Raw genomic sequence first — 23,509 nt, 5'->3', positions numbered from 1 at the left:
CCGTCCCGGTTCCCTCCCGGCTACCGTGGGCCGGATGCACACGACCGGGGATGACACATGGCACCACCGTGCCCGAGAACGGGTGAGGTCCACGCTGGCCACCTGGGTACGCACCGTCCGGCGGGCGGTCGCACACGCGGGGCCGGAGCGCGACACCGGGCTGTTGCTGGCGAAGGCGTCGATCGCCACGGTGGTCGCCTGGCAGGTGGCCGTGCACCTGCTCGACAGCCCCCAGCCGTTCTACGCCCCGCTGGCGGCCCTGCTGGTCGTCGACGAGACGATGGTGCGGTCGCTGGGGGCGAGCGCGCAGCGGATCGCCGCCGTGGTGCTCGGCATGAGCGTTGCCTGGCTGGTCGGCTCGGTGGTGGGTGTGTCCTGGTGGACGATGGTCCCGGTCATGCTCGTGGCCCTGCTGCTGGGGCGCTGGCGCCGACTGGGTGACCACGGGCTCCAGGTGCCCACCCTGGTGCTGCTGTCGCTGCTCACCGTGCACGGCACCGACACCCAGTTCACCTACCTGACCATCGTCGAGACGGTGGTCGGAGGCGTCATCGGCGTGGCGGTCAACGCGGTCGTGCTCGCGCCGCTGCACATCCAGCAGCCCCGCGACGCCGTGCGGTCGCTGACCTCCCGGGTCCGCCGCCTGTTGCACGAGATGGCGACCGGCCTGCGCGAGGGCTGGGACGCCGACCGGGCCCGGCGCTGGTACGACACGAGCACCGAGATCGTGCAGACCGCCCCCGAGGTGCTCGAGACGATCGAGACCGGCCGGGAGAGCACGCGGCTCAACCCGCGGCACGACCTGCGGCCGGTCGACATCGACTGGGCCGGCTACGAGCGCACCGTCGAGACCGTCCGGCGCTCGCAGTGGCAGGTCTCCGGCATCGCCCGCACCCTCGTCGACGCCGCCGACGAGGCCGAGCGGCTGCCGGTGCCGTCACGCGACTTCCTTGAGCGCTACGCCGAGGCGCTCGACGCCATCGGCTGCGCGGTCGACCACTTCGGCCTGCGTGACGACGAGGACCAGGCCGAGGTCGACCGCTACCTGCGCGCGGCCCTGGAGGTGCTCGACCAGCTCGGCGCCTGGGTCCGCGAGACCCCGCTGGACGACCCCCATGCCTGGCCGGCGTACGGCGCACTCATCCTCGACGCGCAGCGGCTCGCCCGCGAGCTCGCCGCGAAGAAGGAGGAGGCGGCCGTGCCGACCGACAGCGGCCCGATCCGGCTGCCCCTGCAGGACCGGCTCAAGCAGATGGGGTCGGCCGGCTAGCGACCGCGCAGCACCGCCCGCCGGTGCAGGTACTCCTGCTCGTCGATCTCACCGCGTGCGTAGCGCTCGTCGAGCAGCCGGTCGGCCGCGCTCGACCCGGGCTCCCGGCTCGACCCGGCGCCGCCGCCGGACCGCGCCAGCGACACGGCCAGCAGCACCACGCCTGCGAGGAGCACGAACAGCACGAGCAGCAGCACCAGCAGGCCCCACCAGCCGCCCCACCCGTGCATGCCCCAGCCGTCGTTCCACATGGCCACACCTCCTCTGCGGGTCAGCGTGGCCCGGGGTGGCCGCCGCCGGCAGGGCCGTTGGACCCGCACCGGTGCCCGTGCGGAACTGCGTCGCAGGGCCGAAGGCCCGGCCGATACGATCGGTGTGCCGTGCGCGCACCGAGCGCACGCGGCATACGAAGCCCACGAACAGCCCAGGAGTGCCCACGTGTCTGCGCAGATCACCGTCACCGTCGCCGGGAGCGAGCGAGCGGTGCCCGGGCAGACCACCGCGGGGGACCTGTTCGGCGACGACCGCTCCGTCGTCGTGGCCCGCGTGAACGGTGAGCTGCGCGACCTTGCGCACGAGCTGGCCGAGGGCGACACCGTCGAGCCCGTGCGCGTCGACGAGGAGGACGGCCTGAACGTGCTGCGCCACTCCGCGGCCCACGTGCTGGCCCAGGCGGTGCAGGAGGTCAACCCGAAGGCGAGGCTGGGCATCGGTCCGCCCGTCAAGGACGGCTTCTACTACGACTTCGACGTCGAGGAGCCCTTCAACCCCGACGACCTGAAGAAGCTCGAGAAGGTGATGCAGCGCATCATCAACGAGGGCCAGACCTTCGTGCGGCGCGAGATCTCCGACGACGAGGCGCTCGCCGAGCTCAAGGACGAGCCCTACAAGTGCGAGCTGATCGGGCTCAAGGGCGGTGCCGCGGAAGGCGCAGCCGAGGGTGCGTCGGTGGAGGTCGGCGGCGCGCAGCTGACCATCTACGACAACCTGCGCCGCGACGGCAGCGTCGCCTGGGGCGACCTCTGCCGCGGACCGCACATCCCGTCGACCAAGCTGATCGGCAACGCGTTCAAGCTCATGCGCAGTGCGGCCGCCTACTGGCGCGGCTCGGAGAAGAACCCGCAGCTGCAGCGCATCTACGGCACCGCGTGGCCGACCAAGGACGACCTCAAGGCGTACCTCGACCGGCTGGCCGAGGCCGAGAAGCGCGACCACCGCAAGCTGGGCGCCGAGCTCGACCTGTTCAGCTTCCCCGACGAGATCGGTTCCGGGATGGTCGTGTTCCACCCCAAGGGCGGGGTCATCAAGCGGGAGATGGAGGACTACGTCCGCCGTCGCCACATCGAGGAGGGCTTCGACTACGTCGGGACCCCCCACATCAGCAAGGACGGGCTGTTCCACACCTCCGGGCACCTGCCGTACTACGCGGACACGATGTTCCCGCCCATGGAGTTCGAGGGCACGGAGTACCGCCTCAAGGCGATGAACTGCCCGATGCACAACCTCATCTACCGTTCCCGCGGCCGGTCCTACCGCGAGCTGCCGCTGCGGTTCTTCGAGTTCGGCTCGGTCTACCGGTTCGAGAAGTCCGGCGTCGTCCACGGCCTGACCCGGGTGCGCGGGATGACCCAGGACGACTCCCACTCCTACGTCACCGCGGAGCAGGCCCCGGCCGAGATCAAGCACCTGCTGTCCTTCGTGCTCGGGCTGCTCAAGGACTTCGGGCTCGACGACTACTACCTCGAGCTGTCGACCCGCGACGAGACCAGCAACAAGTTCATCGGCAGCGACGAGCAGTGGGCGGAGGCCACCCGCGTCCTGGAGCAGGCGGCGACCGAGACCGGTCTCGAGCTGGTGGCCGACCCCGGGGGCGCAGCCTTCTACGGGCCCAAGATCTCGGTCCAGGCCCGTGACGCCATCGGCCGCACCTGGCAGATGTCGACGATCCAGTACGACTTCAACCAGCCGGCTCGCTTCGGCCTCGAGTTCCAGGCCGCCGACGGCTCGCGCCAGCAGCCGGTGATGATCCACTCGGCGAAGTTCGGCTCCATCGAGCGCTTCTTCGGGGTGCTCGTCGAGCACTACGCCGGGGCCTTCCCGCCCTGGCTGGCGCCGGTCCAGGTGCTCGGCATCCCGGTGGCCGAGGAGTACAACGCCTACCTCGAGGAGGTCGCGGCGCGCCTGCGGCAGAAGGGGATCCGGGTGGAGGTCGACGAGAGCGACGACCGGTTCCCGAAGAAGATCCGCAACGCCAGCAAGGCCAAGGTGCCGTTCGTGCTCATCGCGGGTGAGGACGACCGCTCAGCCGGGGCAGTCTCGTTCCGCTACCGCGACGGCTCGCAGAAGAACGGCGTCCCGCTCGAGGAGGCGGTGGCCGAGATCGTGCAGGCGGTCGAGAGCCGGGTCCAGGTGTGACCGACGAGCAGCAGCCTCCGGCAGAGGAGGAAGAGGCCCGTCTGCGGGTCTTCCCCGAGCTGGCGCGCGAGTTCGCGGCGGCCGAGGACGGCTTCGAGCGGCTGTGGACCCCGCACCGGATGGCCTACATCAAGGGCGAGCGGCCCAGCGAGCAGGCGGGGGAGGGGTGCCCGTTCTGCCTCGCGCCGCAGCGCGCCGACGACGCAGAGGGGCTCATCGTCCATCGCGGCGAGCACTGCTACGTCGTGATGAACCTCTTCCCGTACAACCCGGGGCACGTGCTCGTCTGCCCCTACCGCCACGTGGCCCTGTACATCGACCTCAACGAGGCCGAGACCGCCGAGTTCACCGCCCTGACGCGGGGGAGCATCCAGGCCCTGCAGAACGCGTCGAGGCCCATGGGCTTCAACATCGGCATGAACCAGGGCTCGGTCGCGGGGGCCGGCGTGCAGGCGCACCTGCACCAGCACGTCGTGCCACGCTGGGGCGGCGACTCCAACTTCCTGCCGGTGATCGCGCAGACCAAGGCGCTGCCCATGCTGCTCGAGGACGTCCGCCAGCAGCTCGTCGCCGCGTGGCCGCGCTGACTCGCCGCCTGCCGTCGCTACCCTGAGGCCACCATGCTGAACCGATACGCGCGCGCCTTCTTCACCAAGGTGTTCACCCCGCTCGCCCGCCTGCTGCTCAAGCTGGGCGTCAGCCCGGACGTCGTCACCCTGGTGGGGACCCTCGGCGTGTGCGTCGGGGCCCTGGCCTTCTACCCCCGCCACGAGTTCTTCTGGGGGACCATCGTCATCACCGCGTTCGTCTTCTCCGACACCCTCGACGGGATCATGGCGCGGATGTCCGGCCGGTCCGGCAACTGGGGGGCCTACCTCGACTCCACGCTCGACCGGGTCGGGGATGCCGCCATCTTCGGCGGCCTCGTGCTCTGGTACGCCGGTGACGGCAACGACACGCTGATGGCCGCCCTCGCCCTGGCCAACCTCATCCTCGGCAGTGTCGTCTCCTACGCCCGGGCCCGCGCCGAGGGGCTGGGCATGACCGCCAACGTCGGCATCGCCGAGCGCGCAGAGCGCCTCGTGGCCACCCTGGCCGCCACCGGCCTCGTCGGCCTGGGTGCGCCGGAGCTGCTGCTCACCGTCGTGCTGGCGCTGCTCGCCGTCGCGAGCTTCATCACCGTGTGCCAGCGCGTGCTGACGGTGCGCCGGCAGGCCCTGAGCCGCGCGTGAGGGCGCTCGGCGACGCCCTGGCCGTCGGTGGCTTCCGGCTCGGCTGGTCGGCGGTCCGACGGCTCCCGGAGCGCGCGGCACACGGCCTCTTCGACCGCGTCGCCGACGCGGCCGTGGCGCGCGGCGGCCGTGGCGTGCGGCGGCTGCGGGCCAACTACGCGCGCGTGCGCCCCGAGCTGGGGGAGGACGAGCTCGACGCCCTGGTGCGGGCCGGCATGCGGTCCTACATGCGCTACTACTGCGAGGCGTTCCGGCTCCCGGACCGCAGTGCCGAGGACGTCGCCCGTGGCGTCAGGGTCGTCGGCGACGCCGCCATCCGCGAGGAGCTGGCGGGGGGTCGTGCCGTGGTGTGCTTCCTCGGCCACCTGGGCAACTGGGACACGGCCGGCGCCTGGGGCACGCGCGAGCTCGCCCCGGTGGTGACGGTCGCCGAGCGGCTCAAGCCGGAGGAGGTGTATGCCGAGTTCCTCGCCTTCCGCGAGTCGCTCGGCATGACCATCCTGCCGCTGACCGGGGGAGGCGACGTCTTCGCCCAGCTCCGCTCGCACCTGAGCAGGCCGGTGCTCGTGCCGCTGCTGGCCGACCGCGACCTCACCGCCCGCGGGATCGAGGTGGACCTGTGCGGCCACCGCGCCCGCATGGCGGCCGGTCCGGCGGCGCTGGCCATCGCCACGGGCGCAGCCCTGCACCCGGTGTCGATCCACTATGAGCCCGTGCCGGGAAGCGACTGGCGCCGACGCGTCGTCATCACCTTCCACGACCGGGTGCCCGACCCGGGGCAGGGGACCACGCGCGAGCGCGCCACGGCCATGACCCAGCAGTGCGCCGACGTCCTCGGCGGCGCCATCCGCGAACACACTGCCGACTGGCACATGCTCCAGCGCGTCTTCGTCGAGGACCTCACGCCCAGGGCTTCCTCGTGAGGTCCCGGCCGTGAGGATCGGGATCGTCTGCCCCTACTCGTTCGACGTGCCGGGCGGGGTGCAGTTCCACGTGCGCGACCTCGCCGAGCACCTGATCGGGCAGGGGCACCACGTCTCCGTGCTGGCGCCCGCCGACGACGACACCCCCCTGCCGGGGTACGTCGAGTCCGTGGGCCGCACCGTGCCGGTGCGCTACAACGGCTCGGTGGCGCGGGTGAACTTCGGCCCGGTGACGGCGGCGCGGGTGGGGCGCTGGGTCGACCGCGGCGAGTTCGACGTCATCCACCTCCACGAGCCGGTCACGCCGAGCATCTCCCTCCTGGCCCTGTGGGCCTCCGAGGGCCCGGTCGTGGCGACCTTCCACACCTCCAACATCCGCTCCCGGGCCATGCAGGCGGCCTACCCGCTGTTGCGGCCCAGCCTGGAGAAGATCGCCGGGCGGATCGCGGTCTCCGAGGACGCGCGCCGCACCGTGACGACGCATGTCGGCGGCGACGCCGTGGTGATCCCCAACGGCGTGAACGTCGAGCGCTTCGCGAACGCCACCCCCCGGCTGGAGTGGCGGGGCAGCGACGCCGCACCGACCCTCGCCTTCCTCGGACGCATCGACGAGCCCCGCAAGGGCCTGCACGTGCTCGCTGCCGCCATGCCCGGCGTGCTGGCGGCCCACCCCGGTGCCCGGCTGCTCGTGGTGGGGCCCGGTGACGCCGACGCCGCTCGGCAGCGGATGACGCCGCAGGTGGCGGCCGCCACCGAGTTCCTGGGCGCCGTCAGCGACCCCGACAAGGCCGCGCTGCTGGCCTCGGTCGACCTCTACATCGCCCCCCACACCGGGGGCGAGAGCTTCGGCATCGTGCTGGTCGAGGCCATGAGCGCGGGCGCGCCCGTCGTCGCCAGCGACCTGCCGGCCTTCCTGCGGGTGCTCGACGGGGGCCGGGCCGGGGCCACCTTCCGCAGCGAGGACGCCGCGGCCCTCACGCAGGAGATCGTCCGGCTCACCGGGGACGCAGCGGCACGCGCCGCCCTCGCCGAGGCGGGGCGGCGGCGGGCGCGGCAGTTCGACTGGTCGGTCGTGGCCGAGCAGGTCATGGCGGTCTACGAGACCGTCACGCACGGTGCCGGCCGCGTGCGGGCCGACACCAGCGGCGACACGCGCTGGACCCGCCTGCTCCGGGGCCTGTCCAAGGCGGGTGACGAGTGATGGACCTGCTGACCTGGGGTGGGGTCGTGCTGGCGCTGCTGGTCGGCATCGCCTGGTACCTGTCCTACAGCGCAGCCCGGCTCGATCGGCTGCACGCCCGGGTCGAGGGCGCGCTGTCCGCCCTCGACGCCCAGCTCGTCCGACGGGCGGAGGCGACCCTCGAGCTGGCCAACTCGGGGGCGCTCGACCCGGCGAGCGCGCTCATCCTGGCCGCGGCGGCCACGGAGTCGCTGGAGGCGCACAACGGCAGGGTCGGCGACGACCTGCTCGAGGGCCAGCACTTCGCGGGACGCGAGGTCGTCGAGAGCGACCTCACCGAGGCGCTGCTGGTCGCCCTCGCCCCACCCGTCTCCGAGCAGGTCCGGGAGGCACCCGGCAGCACCGGCGAGGCGGCGCTGGCGCGGGTGGAGGCGGCCGGGCTGCGGGTGCAGCTCGCGCGCCGGTTCCACAACGACGCGGTCAAGGACGTGCAGCGCGTCCGTCGCAAGTGGGTCGTGCGGTGGTTCCGGCTCGCCGGCTACGCCGAGCTGCCGCAGACCATCGAGTTCGACGACGCGCTCCCCGGGTCGGAGCGCACCTAGCGGGCAACTAGCATTGGGGGCGAAGCGCGACTCCTGCGCTGCGCCCCGCGAACGACATGGAGCACCCCAATGTCCTCCGAAACCCCCGTCACGGCTGCCCAGCCGACCACCGGCACCTCGCGCGTCAAGCGCGGCATGGCCGAGATGCTCAAGGGCGGCGTGATCATGGACGTGGTCACCCCCGAGCAGGCGAAGATCGCCGAGGACGCCGGCGCCGTCGCCGTCATGGCCCTCGAGCGCGTCCCCGCCGACATCCGCGCCCAGGGCGGCGTGTCCCGCATGTCCGACCCGGACATGATCGACGGCATCATCGAGGCCGTCTCCATCCCCGTGATGGCCAAGGCCCGCATCGGCCACTTCGTCGAGGCCCAGGTGCTGCAGTCCCTCGGCGTCGACTACATCGACGAGTCCGAGGTGCTCACCCCGGCCGACTACGCCAACCACATCGACAAGTGGGCCTTCACCGTCCCCTTCGTCTGCGGCGCCACCAACTTGGGCGAGGCCCTGCGCCGGATCACCGAGGGCGCGGCGATGATCCGCTCCAAGGGTGAGGCCGGCACCGGTGACGTCTCCAACGCCACCACCCACATGCGCCAGATCCGCGCCGAGATCCGCCGCCTGCAGAACCTTCCCGAGGACGAGCTGTACGTCGCGGCCAAGGAGCTGCAGGCCCCCTACGAGCTCGTCAAGGAGGTCGCGCAGGCCGGCAAGCTCCCCGTCGTGCTGTTCACCGCCGGCGGCATCGCCACCCCGGCCGACGCGGCGATGATGATGCAGCTCGGCGCCGAGGGCGTCTTCGTCGGGTCGGGCATCTTCAAGTCGGGCAACCCGGCCCAGCGCGCCGAGGCGATCGTGAAGGCCACGACGTTCTACGACGACCCGGACGTGGTCGCCAAGGTCTCCCGTGGCCTCGGTGAGGCCATGGTCGGCATCAGCGTCGACGAGATCCCGCAGCCGCACCGGCTCGCCGAGCGCGGCTGGTGACGCTGGACCCCGCCACACCGGTCCCGGACCCGGGCCTGCCACGCGACGCGTGGCAGGCCCGCGTCACGTCGGGCCGGGGGCGTTTCCCGTCGTTGACGGGGGTGCACGGCACGCTGGCCCTCGGCGAGGGCCGGCTCACCTTCACCTCGGAGGACGCTCCCCACGCGCTGTGGTCGGTCTCGGCGGCCGAGGTGCGTGCCGCCCTGCAGGGATACTTCGCCAGCAGCGACCTGGTGCTGGAGTCCGTGACCACGGGGAAGCTGCACGTGACCGTGAGCCGGGAGCGGATCAGCCGCCTGTGGGCCAGCGAGGACCGTGAACGCCGACAGCGCCAGTACGCCGAGGAGTTCCTCGCCGCCCTGGCGCTGTCGGGTGGGACCGTCCGCAGCTGACCCGCCGACTGGTCGGCCGGTGGCTCGTCAGGTGACGGCCGCCCGGGTCCGGAACTCGGGCCGCTCGAACTCCCGGTCGCGCAGCACCGCGGCGAGGTGCTCCGCGGCGGCGAGCACGTCGGCGTGCGAGAGGTAGAGGGGCGCGAAGCCGAGCCGCACGATGTCGGGCTCCCGGAAGTCCCCGATGACCCCGCGGGCGATGAGGGCCTGCACCACGGCATACGCGTCGGGGTGCCGCAGGCTCACCTGTGAGCCGCGCCGCTCGTCCGCGCTCGGGGTCGCGACCGGGAGGTCGACGCCGAGCGCTCCGAGGCACTCGAGGAAGAACGAGGTCAGCGACAGCGACCGTGCGCGCACGTCGTCCACACCCAGCCCGTCGAAGGCCGTCAGCGCTGCTTCGAGCGTGAGCAGGGAGATCAGCGGCGCGGTGCCGACCCGCGCGCGGGTGATGGTGGGGGCGGGCTCGTACTGGCGGGACATGGCGAAGGGGCTCGCGTGGCCCTGCCACCCGGTCAGCGGGCTGTCGAAGTCGGCCAGGTGCCGTTCGGCGACGTAGACGAACGCCGGTGCCCCGGGGCCTCCGCTGAGGTACTTGTAGCCGCAGCCGACCGCGAAGTCGGCGTCGGCCGCATCGAGGCCGACCGGCATCACGCCGGCCGAGTGGCACAGGTCCCAGCAGGCCAGCGCGCCCACCTCGTGGGCCGAGCGGGTCAGCGCGGCGAGGTCCCACAGCTCGCCGGTGCGGTAGTCGACCTGCGAGTAGGAGGCCAGCGCCAGCGAGGAGCCCAGCTCGGCGATCCGGTCGGCGGCCTCGGCCACGGGCACGAGCTCCACGGTCAGGCCGAGCAGGTCGGCCGCCGACTGCGTGATGTAGAGGTCGGTGGGGAAGGAGTCGGGGTCGGTCAGCACCGTGCTGCGGCCCGGGCGCATGCGCGAGGCGGCCACGACGACCTTGAACAGGTTCACGGAGGTGGAGTCGGTGACGACGACCTGGCCCGGCGACGCCCCGACCAGGGCGCCGATCCGGTCGCCGACGCGCTCGGGCGCGCCCCACCAGTCCGACTCGTTCCACGCGCGGATGAGCTGCTCGCCCCACTGCCTGGACACCACGTCGGCGGCGGTCTCCGCGGCCGCGAGGGACAGGGCTCCGAGGGAGTTGCCGTCGAGGTAGATGACGCCGTCGGGGAGGCGGAAGAGGCTGCGGCGGTCGGTGGCGGCGTGCTCGTCGTCGAGCCGGCGCGCCCGGTCTGCGAGGTCTGACATGGCCGCAACCTAGCCCAGCGACCGCCCCCCACGTCAGGGGCCCTAGCCTTTCAGCGTGACCGCCAGCCAGCCCCTCGTCGGGGTCCTCGCCGTCCAGGGCGACGTCCGTGAGCACCTGTATGCCGTGGAGCGCGCGGGTGCCCGCGCCACCACTGTGCGACGCCCCTCCGAGGTCGCGGCGGTCGACGGGCTGGTGATCCCCGGCGGCGAGTCGACCACGATGGACAAGCTGGTGCGGGCCTTCGGCCTGTTCGAGCCGCTGCGTGCGCGCATCGCCGCCGGGATGCCGGTCTACGGGTCGTGCGCCGGGATGATCATGCTCGCCGACCGGATCACCGGTGGCCGCCCCGACCAGCAGACCCTCGGCGGCATCGACATCACGGTGCGCCGCAACGCCTTCGGCCGGCAGGTGGACTCCTTCGAGGAGGACCTGCACATCCACGCCATTGGTGGCGCTCCGATGCGGGCCGTGTTCATCCGGGCGCCCTGGGTGGAGGAGTCCGGCCCGGGGGTGGAGGTGCTCGCGTCGGTCGAGGAGGGTCCGGCCGCGGGTCGTGTCGTCGCGGTCCGGCAGGGGCGCCTGCTCGCCACGTCCTTCCACCCGGAGGTCACCGGTGACCACCGGTTCCACCAGCTCTTCGTGCAGATGGTGCGCGACGCCCGCGCCGGTGGGGCGAAGGGCCCTTAAGTAAGATCGCCTCCGGTCTTTTTGCCAGCAGCACGACGTAGTTCGAGGAGAAGCGATGAGCGGCCATTCCAAGTGGGCGACAACGAAGCACAAGAAGGCTGCGATCGACGCCAAGCGGGGCAAGCTCTTCGCCAAGCTGATCAAGAACATCGAGGTGGCCGCCCGCACCGGTGGCGGTGACCCGGCCGGCAACCCGACGCTCTACGACGCGATCCAGAAGGCCAAGAAGTCCTCGGTCCCCAACAACAACATCGACAACGCCGTCAAGCGCGGCAGCGGTGCGACGGCGGGTGGCGCCGACTGGGAGAACATCACCTACGAGGGCTACGCGCCCGGCGGTGTGGCGATCCTCATCGAGTGCCTCACCGACAACCGCAACCGGGCGGCGGCCGAGGTGCGCACGGCCCTCACGCGCAACGGCGGCCAGCTGGCCGACCCGGGGTCGGTGGCCTACGTCTTCGACCGCAAGGGCGTGGTCATCCTGCCCAAGGGCGACAAGACGGAGGACGACATCCTCGAGATCGTGCTCGACGCCGGTGCCGACGAGGTCAACGACAACGGCGACACCTGGGAGATCGTCTCCGAGGCGACCGACGTCGTGGCGGTCCGCACGGCACTCCAGGAGGCGGGCATCGAGTACGACTCGGCGGAGGCCTCCTGGGTGCCCAACCTGCAGGTGCCGCTCGACGCCGAGGGCGCGCGCAAGATGATCCGGGTCATCGAGGCCCTCGAGGACTCCGACGACGTCCAGGACGTCTACGCCAACGGCGACATCAGCGACGAGGTGCTCGCCGAGCTCGAGTCGGAGGAGTAGGCGTGTTGGTGCGCGGCAGCCGCCCCGGCGCTGTGTAGCGTTCGACCGAACACCTGTTCGGATGTGGAGGAGTTGTCAGCGTGCGCGTTCTCGGCGTCGACCCGGGCCTGACCCGTTGCGGGCTGGGGGTCGTCGAGGGCTCCCCGGGCAGCCTGGCCATGGTGGCCGTGGGTGTCGTGCGCACCCCCGGCGGCAGTGACACGGGGGAGCGGCTGGTCTACCTCCAGGACCAGCTCGACCGCTGGCTCGACCGCTTCGAGCCCGACGCCATCGCCCTCGAGCGGGTCTACGCCGCTGACCACGTGCCCACCGTCATGACCACCGCGCAGGCCTCGGCCGTCGCCCTGCTCGCGGGGGCCAGACGCGGGCTGCCCGTCGTGCTGCACACGCCCACCGAGGTCAAGGCGGCCGTCACCGGGTCGGGACGCGCCGACAAGGCCCAGGTCACGGCCATGGTCACTCGCATCCTCCGGCTCGACGTGGCGCCCCGTCCCGCCGACGCGGCCGACGCCCTCGCGCTGGCGATCTGCCACCACTGGCGCGGCACGGGGGAGAGCCGGCTCGCGCTCGCCGCCGCCTCCGAGCGGGCCCGGCTCAGGGCCGCGTCCGGCCGAACGGTGGTGGCGGGGTGATCGCCTCGGTCCGCGGAAGCGTGCTGCACGCCGGCCTCGACCGTGTGGTGGTGGAGGTCGGGGGCGTCGGCATGCTGGTGCACACGACCCCCGGCACGGCGGCGTCGGTGCGCCGTGGCCAGGAGGCTGCGCTGTCGACCACCCTGGTCGTGCGAGAGGACTCGCTGACCCTCTACGGCTTCGGCTGCGACGACGAGCGCGACATGTTCGAGCAGGTCCAGACGGTCTCGGGGGTGGGTCCGCGTCTCGCGTTGGCCATGCTGTCCGTCATGCCGCCCGACCGGATCCGTGCCGCCATCAGCGGTTCGGATGTCGCGGCCCTCACGAAGGTCCCCGGCATCGGGAAGAAGGGCGCCGAGCGGATGGTGCTCGAGCTGCGTGACAAGATCGGTGTGCCGGGATCCGCCGGTGCCGCGGCCCCTGCGGCGGCGACGCTGCCGGCGTGGCGCGACCAGGTCACCGAGGCCCTCGTCGGCCTCGGCTGGTCGGCCAAGCAGGCCGACGACGCCGTCCAGCGGGTCGCGGACGGTGCCGGGGACGCCGGTGCCACGCCCACGGTCTCCGAGATGCTGCGGGCCGCCCTGCGCGAGCTGGGGAGGTAGGCCGTGCCCGCGTCCGCTGACGGCTTCGCCTCCGAGATGTACGAGGACAGCTCCCTCGACGCCACCGCCCGCGTCGTCGACGCCGGCAGCGACGCCGACGAGCGCACCGTCGAGGCCGCGCTGCGTCCCCGTCGCCTGAGCGAGTTCCCGGGCCAGACCCGGGTGCGCGACCAGCTCGCCCTCGTGCTCGAGGCCGCCAAGCGCCGGGGGAGCCCTCCCGACCACGTCCTGCTCTCCGGGCCCCCCGGGCTGGGGAAGACGACGCTGGCCATGATCGTGGCGGCCGAGCTGGAGAAGCCGATCCGCGTCACGAGCGGCCCGGCCATCCAGCACGCCGGCGACCTCGCGGCCGTGCTCTCCTCCCTCATGGAGGGCGAGGTCCTGTTCCTCGACGAGATCCACCGCATGTCGCGGGCCGCCGAGGAGATGCTCTACCTGGCCATGGAGGACTTCCGGGTCGACGTGATCGTCGGCAAGGGCCCGGGGGCGACCGCCATCCCCCTGGAGCTGCCGCCGTTCACCGTGGTCGGCGCGACCACCCGGGCCGGGCTGCTGCCCGCACCGCTGCGCGACCGCTTCGGCTTCACCGGACACCTCGACTTCTACGCGAGCGACGACCTCGTCCGGATCCTGCACCGCTCGGCCAGGCTCCTCGAGGTCGAGGCCGACGGCCTGGGCATCGCCGAGATCGCGCGACGCTCGCGAGGCACGCCCCGCATCGCCAACCGGTTGCTGCGCCGGGTGCGCGACTGGGCGCAGGTGCACGGGCGCAGCGTCGTCGACCAGGAGGCCGCCCACGCCGCCCTCGCCCTGTTCGACGTCGACGACCGGGGGCTCGACCGGCTCGACCGCGCCGTGCTCGAGGCCCTCTGCCGCCGCTTCGGGGGAGGGCCGGTGGGCCTGGGCACCCTCGCGGTCGCCGTCGGTGAGGAGGCCGACACCGTCGAGACCGTGGCCGAGCCGTTCCTCGTGCGGGAGGGCTTCATGGCCCGCACCCCACGGGGCCGGGCCGCGACCGCGCTGGCGTGGAAGCACCTCGGCCTCACCCCGCCGGCCGGCAGCGACCCCCTGCTGACGCCGCTTCCCCTCGAGGGCGGCGACGGCCGCTTCTGACCCCGGCCGGCACCCTGGGTCACAATTGGAACGCGCCCTCGGTGCGGTGCGTTGGTTGGTGTGGTCGGTCTCACCTACACTCGACCGGTCCCCGGCCTTCGCCGGGAGGACACGCGTGCCCGGGTACCGGTGACGCGGCGCACAGCGAACCCCATCCGTGAAGGGACTCAAGCATGTCAAGCGGCGGCCTCCTGGCCCTCCCCATGGCGACCAGCGGAGGATCCTCCGGCTCCAGCCTGCTGATCTTCCTGCTGCCCCTGCTGCTCATCGGCTGGATGGTCTTCACCCAGCGCAAGCGCCAGAAGCAGGCCGCTGACCTCCAGAGCAGCATCGTGGTGGGCGACGAGGTGTGCACGACCTCCGGCCTCTTCGGCACGGTCACCGCGCTCGACGCCTCGACGGTGACCCTCGAGGTGAGCCCGGGTGTCCACGTCCGCTACGACCGGCGGGCCGTCGGCATGAAGGTGACGTCCCCCGAGGCGCCCGGGGCTCCCGGGGCGACCTCGCAGAACCCGGGCGAGCAGGGGGACTGACGTGGCGCTCAACCCGCACACCCGCAAGCCGCTCAAGGTCCTCGGCAGCTTCGCAGCGCTCATCGCCGTGCTGGCCGGCCTGCTGTTCAGCGCGAACACCTGGGGCATCGCGGCCTGGACGCCCAAGCTGGGCCTCGACCTCGAGGGCGGCACCCAGATGGTGCTCGAGCCCGTGCTCGTGGGCACCAGCACGGTCTCGAGCTCGCAGCTGAACCAGGCCCGCGACATCATCGTTCAGCGCGTCGACGCCAACGGCGTCGCCGGCGCCGAGGTCACCACCCGCGGCGGGCGCAACATCGTCGTCAGCATGCCGGGGCAGCCCGACCGGACCACCGAGGACGCCATCCGCAAGTCCTCGCAGATGCGCTTCCGGCCGGTGCTGGTCTCCGCCGCCGGCACCACCGCCCCCCAGCCGACGGGAACGCCGTCGGGCACGGCCACCGGCCAGCCGACCGGCTCCGCGACCCCCACCGCGCCGGTCCCGACGGCCACCGGCGCCACCACGTCCGTCGCCAAGAGCGGCCTCCCGCAGGCTCTGCTGAACAGCACGACCTCCCCGTCGGCCACGGCCACGGCCACCGCGACGCCGAAGCCCACCCCGACCGGCACCGCGAGCCCCACCGGCGGTGGCGCCAAGCCCGACAAGCAGAGTGACCTGTCGTGGGTGACCGACGACGTCGCGCAGCAGTTCCAGGCGCTCGACTGCGCCAAGGAGGGCGCCCTCGACAAGGTCGTCGACGACCCGGCCAAGCCGCTGGTCACCTGCTCCGACGACGGCGTGGAGAAGTTCATCCTCGGCCCCGTCGTCGTCGGCGGTGACCAGATCGACAGCGCCGCTGCCGGCTACCGCCCGCTCGCCAACGGCCAGCCGTCCAGCGAGGTCGAGATCCAGCTGTCCTTCAAGGGCGAGGGCACGAAGGCCTACGCCGAGTCCAGCAAGCGCATGGTCTCCCTCGAGCCGCCGCGCAACCGGATGGCGGCCACCCTCGACTCCCGGGTCATCGTGGCGCCGCAGTTCAACGAGGCGATCCTCAACGGCCAGGCCTCCATCACCGGCGGCTTCACGATCGAGCAGGCGCGCGAGCTGGCCGACCAGCTCAAGTTCGGCGCCCTGCCCATGTCGTTCTCGCTCGAGACGCGCGAGAACATCAGCCCCACGCTGGGCGGCGAGCAGCTCCGCTACGGCATCATCGCGGGCATCATCGGCCTGATCCTCGTGGCGGCGTACTCGCTGATGCAGTACCGGGCCCTCGGTTTCGTCACCGTCGCCTCGATCATCATCGCCGGGCTGCTGACCTACCTGAGCCTCACGATCCTCGGCTGGTCCCACAACTACCGGCTCGACATGGCCGGCGTCACCGGCCTGGTGATCGCCATCGGCGTGACCGCGGACTCGTTCATCGTGTACTTCGAGCGCATCCGCGACGAGGTGCGCGAGGGCCGGCCGCTGCGTGCCGCCGTGGACACGGGCTGGAAGCGCGCCAAGCGGACCATCCTGGTGGCCGACGGCGTGAACTTCCTCGCCGCCGTGGTGCTGTACTTCCTGGCGTCCTCCGGCGTGCGCGGCTTCGCCTTCACGCTCGGGCTCACCACGCTGATCGACATCCTCGTGGTGTTCATGTTCACCCACCCGCTCATGGGGATCCTCGCCGAGACGAAGTTCTTCGGTGGCGGCCACAAGTGGTCGGGCCTGAGCCCCGAGCGTCTCGGCGCCGTGGCCGCCCCGCGGTACGTCGGCCGCGGCCGTTTCGCCACGTCACCGGCCGCCCGCACGGCCGAGGGGAGCGCGTCATGATCAACTTCAGCAAGTTCGGCAACGACCTCTACACGGGGAAGCGCTCCATCGCCTTCGTGGGCAACCGCCGGCGGTGGTACGCACTCTCGGCGGTCCTGATCCTCGTGGCGCTGGTGGGCCTCGGGGTGCAGAAGCTGAACCTCGGCCTCGAGTTCACCGGCGGCTCCGAGTTCCGCGTCGCGGCCGGCAGCAACAGCGACAACTACGAGTCGCGGGCTCGGGACGCGCTGGCCGAGGTGGCTCCCGGCGAGAGCGCCAACATCACCAGGCTGGGCACGAGCAGCAGCACCATCCGGGTGCAGACCGAGGAGCTCGACGAGGCCCAGAGCAGCGAGGTCCGGGCGGCGCTGGCCCAGGAGTTCGGGGTCGACGAGAACCAGGTCAGCGCCTCGTTCGTCGGGCCCTCGTGGGGCCAGTCGGTGAGCGAGCAGGCGCTGCGCGCCCTCGTCGTCTTCCTCGTCCTGACGTTCCTGGTGATGGCGATCTACTTCCGCACCTGGAAGATGTCGGTGGCCGCGATGATCGCGCTGGTGCACGACATGGTCATCACGGTGGGCATCTACGCGCTCACCGGGTTCGAGGTCTCACCGGCGACGATGATCGGCTTCCTCACCGTCCTCAGCTACTCGCTCTACGACACCGTGGTCGTCTTCGACAAGGTGCGCGAGAACACTCAGGACGCCTTCGGCAACAAGCGCCAGACCTATGCCGAGGCGGCCAACCTCGCCGTGAACCAGACGGTGGTCCGCTCGATCAACACCACGGTCGTGGCCCTGCTGCCGATCGCGGCCGTGCTGGTGATGGGCTTCACCGTCATCGGCCCCGGCACGCTGCTCGACCTCTCCCTGGTGCTCTTCATCGGCATGGCCGTGGGTGCGTACTCCTCGATCTTCATCGCCACCCCGGCGCTGGTGAGCATGCGTGCCAAGGACCCGGCCGTGCAGCAGCTCGACAAGGCGGCCGCGAAGTTCCACGCCCGGCAGGCCAAGAAGGACGCCGAGGGCCAGACGCAGGCGGCGCACCCCACCGCGGACGAGGGGGCCGACGAGGACCTCGAGCCGGTGGCCGCAGGCACGGCCGGTTCCGGCCCCCGGGACGGGCACGGCTCCGAGGCTGCGGGCAGTGGCCGCGCCATCCACCCGTACGCCCAGACCGGCCCGCGTAACCAGCCCCGCCGCAAGCCGAAGTCCCGGCGCTGAGATGGCCGACATGACCGACACGACGCAGGCGGCCACGGGCCGGGCGGAGAGCCTTGCCGAGCTGGTCTCCAGCAGGCTGCGCGACATCCCCGACTTCCCCGAGCCCGGGGTGGTCTTCAAGGACGTCACGCCGCTGCTGGCCGACGGTCCGGCGTTCTCCGCGGTCGTGCGCGACATCGCCGAGCGCCGCCGGGGCACGGTGGACCTCGTCGCCGGCATCGAGGCGCGCGGCTTCATCTTCGGCGCCGCCGTGGCCCACGAGCTCGGCATCGGCTTCGTGCCGGTGCGCAAGGCGGGCAAGCTGCCGGGGAAGACCCGGGGGGTCTCCTACGACCTCGAGTACGGCAGCGCCACGATCGAGATCCACGAGGACTCCTTCGTCGGCGGCGAGCGGGTGCTCGTCATCGACGACGTGCTCGCGACGGGCGGCACGGCAGCAGCCACCTGCGAGCTGCTCGAGGGTTCCGAGGCGACGGTCGTCGCGTTCGAGGCGGTCATCGAGCTGGCCTTCCTTCACGGTCGCGCGCGGCTGGCCGACCGTGACGTGCACGCCACCGTTGTGGTCGGTGGCGACTGAGCACAGGCAGACCGGACAGTCGGGACGATCACGTAGGCTCTGTCCATGAGTGAGGACGTGGCGGCGCAGACGCCCAGCAGCCCGGCATCCTCCTCTGCCCGCGTGCGGGCCCGGCTCGCCCGGTTCGGGGGCACCCGCGGCCCCGGGGTCAACCCCGTGCTGGAGCCGCTGCTGCAGACCGTGCGGGCGACGCACCCCAAGGCCGACCTGGCCGTCATCGAGCGGGCCTACGAGGTCGCCGAGCGCGCCCACCGTGGCCAGCTGCGCAAGAGCGGCGACGCCTACATCACCCATCCCCTCGCGGTGGCCACCATCCTCGCCGAGCTGGGCATGACCCCGTCCACCCTCGCGGCGGCGCTGCTGCACGACACGGTGGAGGACACGGCATACGGGCTCGGGCAGCTCGAGAAGGACTTCGGCCGTGAGGTCGCGATGCTGGTCGACGGGGTCACCAAGCTCGACAAGGTAACCTACGGCGACGCGGCCCAGGCCGAGACGGTGCGCAAGATGGTCGTCGCGATGGCCAAGGACATCCGGGTCCTCGTCATCAAGCTCGCCGACCGGTTGCACAACGCGCGCACCTGGCGCTACGTCTCCGTCGAGTCCGCGCAGCGCAAGGCCCGCGAGACGCTCGAGATCTACGCGCCGCTGGCCCACCGCCTCGGCATGAACACGATCAAGTGGGAGCTCGAGGACCTCTCGTTCGCCACGCTCTACCCCAAGGTCTACGACGAGATCGTCCGGCTCGTCGCCGAGCGTGCGCCCGCCCGCGAGGAGTACCTCGCGACCGTCCGCGAGCAGGTCAGCTCCGACCTGAAGGCCGCGAAGATCAAGGCGACGGTCACCGGCCGGCCCAAGCACTACTACTCCGTGTACCAGAAGATGATCGTGCGCGGCCGCGACTTCGAGGACATCTACGACCTCGTCGCGGTCCGGGTGCTCGTCGACTCGGTGCGCGACTGCTACGCGGCGCTCGGCGCGCTGCACGCGCGGTGGAACCCCCTGCCGGGGCGGTTCAAGGACTACATCGCGATGCCGAAGTTCAACATGTACCAGTCGCTGCACACGACGGTGATCGGCCCCGGCGGCAAGCCCGTCGAGATCCAGATCCGCACGCACACCATGCACCGCCGGGCCGAGTACGGCGTCGCGGCCCACTGGAAGTACAAGGAGGACCCGACGGCGCGCGCGGGTGTTGCGACCGAGGGTGAGCCCACCGGCCCCATCAACGACATGGCGTGGCTGCGGCAGCTGCTCGACTGGCAGAAGGAGACCGCCGACCCCGGCGAGTTCCTCGACTCGCTGCGTTTCGAGATCAGCGCCCGCGAGGTCTACGTCTTCACGCCCAAGGGCGAGGTCGTGGCGCTGCCGGCCGGCTCGACCCCGGTCGACTTCGCCTACGCGGTGCACACCGAGGTCGGCCACCACTGCATCGGCGGGCGCGTCAACGGTCGCCTGGTGCCGCTGGAGTCCACGCTCGAGAACGGCGACGTCGTCGAGGTGCTCACCTCCAAGGCCGACGGCGCCGGCCCGTCCCGCGACTGGCTGACCTTCGTCAAGTCGCCGCGGGCGCGCAACAAGATCCGCCAGTGGTTCTCCAAGGAGCGCCGCGAGGAGATGATCGAGTCCGGCAAGGACGCGATCGCCAAGGCGATGCGCAAGGAGGGGCTGCCGCTGCAGCGCCTCATGTCGCACGAGTCGCTGACGGCCCTGGCCTCCGAGCTGCGCTACCAGGACATCGACGCCCTGTATGCCGCCGTCGGCGAGGGCCATGTCAGCGCCCAGCACGTGGTGGGCCGGCTCGTCGCCTCCCTCGGGGGCGAGGAGGGGGCCAGCGAGGACCTCGCCGAGGCCACCACGCCCACCCGCTCCCTGCGGCGCCGCACCGGCGACCCCGGAGTGGTGGTCGTCGGCACCGCCGACGTGTGGGTCAAGCTCGCGCGCTGCTGCACGCCGGTGCCGGGCGACCCGATCATGGGGTTCATCACCCGCGGCAACGGCGTCTCTGTGCACCGCACCGACTGCACCAACGCCGAGTCCCTGCGTTCCCAGCCCGACCGCATGATCGAGGTCGAGTGGGCGCCGTCGTCGGCCAGCGTCTTCCTCGTCCAGCTCCAGGTCGAGGCGCTCGACCGCAACCGCCTGCTCTCGGACGTCACCCGCGTGCTGTCCGACCAGCACGTCAACATCCTCTCGGCGTCCGTGCAGACCTCGCGTGACCGGGTGGCCATCTCGCGGTTCACCTTCGAGATGGGCGACCCCGGCCACCTCGACCACGTCATGAAGGCGGTCCGCAAGATCGACGGCGTCTTCGACGTCTACCGGATCACCGGCACCAAGGCCACCGCGTCCAAGGGCTGACCTCTTCGGTCGAGGAGCTCCGGCTCAGGCGTCCGGCTGGTCCATCAGGTCAGCCACCGCGGTCGTCGACGGCGTGGACTCGGCGCGCAGGCCCGCCACGACGCCGGCGCGGTCGGCATCGGAGCGGTTCTGGCTCAGCTTGGCCTTGGCCTCGACGCGCTCGACGGTGAGCTCGATGCCGACGATGCCGCGCAGCTGGCCCTCGACGTAGGGGCTCGGCGCGTCGGTGACGGCCCACGGGTGCTCGCGGTGGGACTCGTGCGCGTCGGTGAGCGCGGTCACCATGCCCCGCAGCCACTCGACGTCGTCGTGGACCCGCACCCGGCCGGTGAGGTGGACGGTCGTGTAGTTCCACGTGGGGACCACGCGCCCGTGCTCGGCCTTGGCGGCATACCACGACGGCGAGACGTAGGCCTGTGGACCGGCGGCGACGAGGAGGGCGGGGGAGCCGTCGCCGATCTCGCGCCAGTGAGGGTTGGCCCGCGCCATGTGCGCCAGCACCGTGCCACCGCGCCACAGGACCGGCAGGAGGGTCGCGACGGGGTAGCCGTCGGCACCGACCGTGACGAGCTCGGCGGCGCCGGAGGCGGCCACCATCCGCCGTGCCTGCTCCTCGTCCTCGACCCGGTTGAAGGAGGGCGCGTACACGGCGCTCCGGTCAGCCGCTGAACTCGTCGAGGCCGGCGCGGGCCTGGGCCAGCCACTGCTCCTGCGCCTCGAGCTTGGCGCGGGCGTCGGCGACCTTGCGCTCGTCACCCGAGGCCTCGGCCGTGGCCAGGTCGTCGCGCAGCGCTGCGACGGACGCCTCGAGCTGGTCGACCATGCTCTGGGCCCGGGCTGCGACCTCGGGGTTGGTCTGCTGCCAGCGCTTGTCGTCGGCCTCGCGAACGGCGCTCTCGATGCGGCGCAGGCCCTTCTCCATGCGGTCGACGTCGCCGCGGGGCACCTTGCCGGCGGCGTCCCAGCGCTCCTGGATGGAGCGCAGTGCGGCCTTGGCGGCATCGATGTCGGTGACGGGCAGGATCGACTGCGCCTCGGCGAGCAGCTGCTCCTTCACGGCGAGGTTGCCGCGGAACTCCTCGTCCTCGGCTGCCGCAACCTGGTCCTTGGCGGCGAAGAACGCGTCCTGGGCGGCCTTGAAGCGCTCCCAGAGGGCGTCGTCGTCGGAACGGCTTGCACGGCCGGCCTTGCGCCAGCGGTCCATCAGGCGCTTGAAGGCGCCGGCGGTGGGCCCCCAGTCGGTGCTGGCGGAGAGCTCCTCGGCCTCGCGGACCAGCTCCTCCTTGGCGGCCTTCGCCTCGGCCTGGCTGCTCTCGAGCTGGGCGAAGTGCACCCTGCGCGCCTTGTCGAAGCTGTTGCGCGCGTGGGAGAAGCGCTGCCACAGCGCCGTCTCGGTCTCGCGGTCGAGGCGGGCCCCGGTGCGCTGGTGCTGCTTCCACTCCTCGAGGAGGGCGCGCATGCGGGCGCCGCTGGCCTTCCACTGGATGCGGTTCTCCGGCTGGGCGGCGATGCTCTCGGCCTCGACGACGAGCGCCTCGCGCTCCTGCCGGGCCGTCTCGCGGGCGCGGGTGCGCTCGGCGGCCTCGGTCTCGCGGCGGGCGGCGACGGCCTGCTCGATCTCGGCGACCTTGGCGTCGAGCGCGGCGAGGTCGCCCACGACCTTGGCCTCGCCGATGTGCTCACGCAGCTTGGCCAACCCCTCCTGCGCGTCCTTGGCCGACAGGTCCGTCGTGGCGAGCCGCTGGTGCAGCAGGTCGGCGGAAGCCCACAGCTCGTCGAACTTGCGGGCGAAGTAGTGCAGGGCCTCCTCGGGCGTGGCGCCGGGGTAGGAGCCGACCTCCCGCTCACCATCGGCGGTGCGGACGTAGACGGTGCCGGACTCGTCGACGCGGCCGAAGGTCTCGGCGGCCGGACCGGGCGCCGGAGACGCGACAGCCGCGGGCGGGTGCGCCACCGCGCGCAGGGCGGCGGGGGTCGGCGCAGCGCCGGGGCGGATGGCGCTCGGCTTCGGCGGGGCCGGCTTGGCTGCTGCAGCCACCTCCGGCGCGGCGGGCGTGGTGGCCTGCGAGGCCTCGGTGGGCTCCCCTGCCGGTGTGGTCTGGTCAGTCACGTCAGGCCTTCTTCTCGGTGACAGCAACCTTGAGGATGCTGATGGGCGTCGCGGGGGCTCCGTCGCCGGCGCCTCCGTTCACGCCTGCTGCGGCGATCTCCTCGACAATATCCAAACCGCTCGTCACCGTGCCGAAGATGGAGTAGCCGCCGCCCTCGGTGGGCAGCTCGGTGTCGTCGTAGACGATGAAGAACTGGCCGCTGTTGCTGTTCGGGTCGGCTGTGCGCGCCATGGCGAGCGTGCCCGTGGGGTAGGAGCCGTCCTTGGGCGTGTTCTCCAGGCCGTAGGTGTAGCCGGGGCCGGGGCCGGCACCGCCGAGCGGGTCACCGCACTGCAGCACGAAGATGCCCTGCGTGGTGAGGCGGTGGCAGGGGGAGTCGGCCCAGTAGTCGGCCCTCGCGAGCGCCATGAAGGACGCCACCGTCTGCGGGGCCTTCGCGCCGTCGAGCTCGAGGGTGATGTCACCGCAGTTGGTGGTGATGACGGCCTCGAAGGTCTTGCCGGCGGCGAGCGCCGCGGCGGGCTTGTCGACCGGCGTGATCGAGGTCGGCGCCTCGGGTGCGGGCTTGCAGCGGCCGGAGGCCGCAGTGTTGGTCGACGCCGAGACGCTGGGCTGGGCCGCAGGGTCGCCCGCATCGTCGGAGAGCTGGGTGGACAGGAACACGAAGAGCGCGACCACGGCGAGGACCGCGGCCACGACGATCACGACCTGCCGGTTCCGGGCACGCTCGCGCGCCCGCTGGGCCTCTCGTGCGTCGAGCTTCTGCTGGCGTCGGCGCGCCCGTGCGCGCTCCTGCTCCTTCGTCACCGGTTCCCTGCTCCTC

Annotated in this window: 24 protein-coding genes; 19 read left to right on the top strand and 5 right to left on the bottom strand. The window is 72.1% G+C overall.

Annotation, left to right across the window (positions count from 1 at the left end; genetic code table 11):
* The first annotated feature begins 82 nt into the window (after window positions 1–82).
* Window positions 83–1,270 carry an FUSC family protein gene (locus P0Y31_RS07110; RefSeq protein WP_275867774.1) on the top strand — a complete coding sequence of 396 codons (1,188 nt, stop codon included), beginning with the start codon at window positions 83–85 and terminating at the stop codon, window positions 1,268–1,270.
* Here the strand turns inward: P0Y31_RS07110 and P0Y31_RS07105 are convergent.
* Window positions 1,267–1,521 (bottom strand): SHOCT domain-containing protein, encoded by a 255-nt coding sequence (locus P0Y31_RS07105; protein ID WP_275802981.1) that lies wholly within the window; start codon window positions 1,519–1,521, stop codon window positions 1,267–1,269. The two genes, P0Y31_RS07110 and P0Y31_RS07105, sit on opposite strands and share 4 nt — an antisense overlap.
* Window positions 1,522–1,708: 187 nt before the next feature.
* Between P0Y31_RS07105 and thrS the strand changes: the two genes are divergently transcribed.
* From thrS to P0Y31_RS07065, 8 genes are all read left to right on the top strand, one after another.
* Window positions 1,709–3,685: a threonine--tRNA ligase gene (gene thrS, locus P0Y31_RS07100; protein WP_275867773.1), complete on the top strand. Its 1,977-nt coding sequence runs from the start codon at window positions 1,709–1,711 to the stop codon at window positions 3,683–3,685.
* A 41-nt stretch (window positions 3,686–3,726) separates the two neighbouring features.
* Complete coding sequence (locus P0Y31_RS07095; protein ID WP_275868900.1) at window positions 3,727–4,272, top strand: HIT domain-containing protein; 546 nt, start codon at window positions 3,727–3,729, stop codon at window positions 4,270–4,272.
* A gap of 33 nt (window positions 4,273–4,305) precedes the next feature.
* The gene (gene pgsA / locus P0Y31_RS07090) at window positions 4,306–4,917 is read left to right on the top strand and encodes a phosphatidylinositol phosphate synthase (protein ID WP_275867770.1); all 612 of its coding nucleotides are present in this window, start codon (window positions 4,306–4,308) and stop codon (window positions 4,915–4,917) included.
* Complete coding sequence (locus P0Y31_RS07085) at window positions 4,914–5,840, top strand: phosphatidylinositol mannoside acyltransferase (protein ID WP_275867768.1); 927 nt, start codon at window positions 4,914–4,916, stop codon at window positions 5,838–5,840. The genes pgsA and P0Y31_RS07085 overlap by 4 nt, the downstream gene beginning before the upstream one ends.
* Before the next feature lie 10 nt (window positions 5,841–5,850).
* A complete protein-coding gene (locus P0Y31_RS07080; protein WP_275867766.1) occupies window positions 5,851–7,041 on the top strand; it encodes a glycosyltransferase family 4 protein in 1,191 nt (396 codons plus the stop codon).
* The gene (locus P0Y31_RS07075; protein WP_275867764.1) at window positions 7,041–7,622 is read left to right on the top strand and encodes a hypothetical protein; all 582 of its coding nucleotides are present in this window, start codon (window positions 7,041–7,043) and stop codon (window positions 7,620–7,622) included. The genes P0Y31_RS07080 and P0Y31_RS07075 overlap by 1 nt, the downstream gene beginning before the upstream one ends.
* Before the next feature lie 69 nt (window positions 7,623–7,691).
* Window positions 7,692–8,606 (top strand): pyridoxal 5'-phosphate synthase lyase subunit PdxS, encoded by a 915-nt coding sequence (pdxS, locus tag P0Y31_RS07070; RefSeq protein ID WP_275867762.1) that lies wholly within the window; start codon window positions 7,692–7,694, stop codon window positions 8,604–8,606.
* Complete coding sequence (locus P0Y31_RS07065; protein ID WP_275867760.1) at window positions 8,603–8,998, top strand: hypothetical protein; 396 nt, start codon at window positions 8,603–8,605, stop codon at window positions 8,996–8,998. Before pdxS ends, P0Y31_RS07065 begins: the two co-directional genes overlap by 4 nt.
* Before the next feature lie 27 nt (window positions 8,999–9,025).
* Here the strand turns inward: P0Y31_RS07065 and kynU are convergent, their stop codons facing one another.
* Window positions 9,026–10,261, bottom strand: coding sequence for a kynureninase (kynU, locus tag P0Y31_RS07060; protein ID WP_275867758.1), 1,236 nt, complete (start codon window positions 10,259–10,261; stop codon window positions 9,026–9,028).
* 55 nt (window positions 10,262–10,316) lie between these two features.
* On the opposite strand from kynU, the gene pdxT reads away from it, so the two are divergent.
* From pdxT to P0Y31_RS07010, 10 genes are all read left to right on the top strand, one after another.
* Window positions 10,317–10,949, top strand: a complete 633-nt coding sequence (gene pdxT, locus P0Y31_RS07055; protein WP_275867756.1) for a pyridoxal 5'-phosphate synthase glutaminase subunit PdxT — start codon at window positions 10,317–10,319, stop codon at window positions 10,947–10,949.
* Between the two features lie 55 nt (window positions 10,950–11,004).
* The gene (locus P0Y31_RS07050) at window positions 11,005–11,763 is read left to right on the top strand and encodes a YebC/PmpR family DNA-binding transcriptional regulator (protein ID WP_275802965.1); all 759 of its coding nucleotides are present in this window, start codon (window positions 11,005–11,007) and stop codon (window positions 11,761–11,763) included.
* A gap of 80 nt (window positions 11,764–11,843) precedes the next feature.
* Entirely contained in the window at window positions 11,844–12,395 is a 552-nt protein-coding gene (gene ruvC / locus P0Y31_RS07045) for a crossover junction endodeoxyribonuclease RuvC (protein ID WP_275867754.1), read from the top strand.
* On the top strand, window positions 12,392–12,997 hold the full coding sequence (gene ruvA / locus P0Y31_RS07040) for a Holliday junction branch migration protein RuvA (RefSeq protein WP_275867752.1): 606 nt from the start codon (window positions 12,392–12,394) through the stop codon (window positions 12,995–12,997). Before ruvC ends, ruvA begins: the two co-directional genes overlap by 4 nt.
* Window positions 12,998–13,033: 36 nt before the next feature.
* A complete protein-coding gene (gene ruvB / locus P0Y31_RS07035) occupies window positions 13,034–14,110 on the top strand; it encodes a Holliday junction branch migration DNA helicase RuvB (RefSeq protein ID WP_275868898.1) in 1,077 nt (358 codons plus the stop codon).
* 173 nt (window positions 14,111–14,283) lie between these two features.
* Window positions 14,284–14,643: a preprotein translocase subunit YajC gene (gene yajC / locus P0Y31_RS07030; RefSeq protein WP_275867750.1), complete on the top strand. Its 360-nt coding sequence runs from the start codon at window positions 14,284–14,286 to the stop codon at window positions 14,641–14,643.
* A 1-nt stretch (window position 14,644) separates the two neighbouring features.
* Window positions 14,645–16,438, top strand: coding sequence for a protein translocase subunit SecD (gene secD, locus P0Y31_RS07025; protein WP_275867748.1), 1,794 nt, complete (start codon window positions 14,645–14,647; stop codon window positions 16,436–16,438).
* Window positions 16,435–17,637 carry a protein translocase subunit SecF gene (gene secF, locus P0Y31_RS07020; protein ID WP_275867746.1) on the top strand — a complete coding sequence of 401 codons (1,203 nt, stop codon included), beginning with the start codon at window positions 16,435–16,437 and terminating at the stop codon, window positions 17,635–17,637. Before secD ends, secF begins: the two co-directional genes overlap by 4 nt.
* Before the next feature lie 10 nt (window positions 17,638–17,647).
* Window positions 17,648–18,214, top strand: coding sequence for an adenine phosphoribosyltransferase (locus P0Y31_RS07015; protein WP_275867744.1), 567 nt, complete (start codon window positions 17,648–17,650; stop codon window positions 18,212–18,214).
* Window positions 18,215–18,259: 45 nt separating this feature from the next.
* A complete protein-coding gene (locus P0Y31_RS07010; RefSeq protein WP_275867742.1) occupies window positions 18,260–20,575 on the top strand; it encodes a bifunctional (p)ppGpp synthetase/guanosine-3',5'-bis(diphosphate) 3'-pyrophosphohydrolase in 2,316 nt (771 codons plus the stop codon).
* Window positions 20,576–20,599: 24 nt separating this feature from the next.
* Here the strand turns inward: P0Y31_RS07010 and P0Y31_RS07005 are convergent, their stop codons facing one another.
* The 3 genes from P0Y31_RS07005 to P0Y31_RS06995 are packed head-to-tail and all read right to left on the bottom strand — an operon-like array spanning window position 20,600 to window position 23,493.
* Entirely contained in the window at window positions 20,600–21,223 is a 624-nt protein-coding gene (locus P0Y31_RS07005) for an FMN-binding negative transcriptional regulator (RefSeq protein ID WP_275867740.1), read from the bottom strand.
* Between the two features lie 10 nt (window positions 21,224–21,233).
* Complete coding sequence (locus P0Y31_RS07000) at window positions 21,234–22,685, bottom strand: DUF349 domain-containing protein (protein ID WP_275867737.1); 1,452 nt, start codon at window positions 22,683–22,685, stop codon at window positions 21,234–21,236.
* A 1-nt stretch (window position 22,686) separates the two neighbouring features.
* Window positions 22,687–23,493: a peptidylprolyl isomerase gene (locus P0Y31_RS06995; RefSeq protein WP_275867735.1), complete on the bottom strand. Its 807-nt coding sequence runs from the start codon at window positions 23,491–23,493 to the stop codon at window positions 22,687–22,689.
* Window positions 23,494–23,509 lie beyond the last annotated feature (16 nt).

This window comes from Knoellia sp. 3-2P3, from assembly GCF_029223115.1.
In the GTDB taxonomy this organism is placed as follows: Bacteria; Actinomycetota; Actinomycetes; order Actinomycetales; family Dermatophilaceae; genus Pedococcus_A.
Note: the sequence above shows the minus strand (reverse complement) of the source record. Positions and strands in the feature narration are given on the sequence as shown.